This window comes from Mesorhizobium sp. Mes31 (assembly GCF_024519675.1).
Classification (GTDB): domain Bacteria; phylum Pseudomonadota; class Alphaproteobacteria; order Rhizobiales; family Rhizobiaceae; genus Mesorhizobium.
On the sequence record NZ_JALJRL010000092.1, the window covers coordinates 1 to 222 of the forward strand.

Consider the following 222-nt stretch of genomic DNA (forward strand, 5'->3'; position numbering starts at 1 on the left):
TGCGGGCAACGAGCGTGGTCGCCGTCGCGACCTCCGATTTCACCAGATCCATCTTGTCGAGGGCGTCGATGAAGTCGGCCGGCGTTTCGAAATCGAGGTCGATCTCGCCGGATTCGAAGGCGTTCAGCGTGGCGTTGAAGTCGGTACCGTAGTCGATGAACTCGACACCGTCGAGCGGCGTTTCACCACCCCACCACTTGCCGTTCTCGCGACGCTTGACGA

The 222-nt window shown here is 61.3% G+C and carries 1 pseudogene; it reads right to left on the minus strand.

The annotated features are described in order from the left end of the window. Positions 1-222: pseudogene (locus NR193_RS33710) on the minus strand (diguanylate cyclase); the annotation flags it as partial.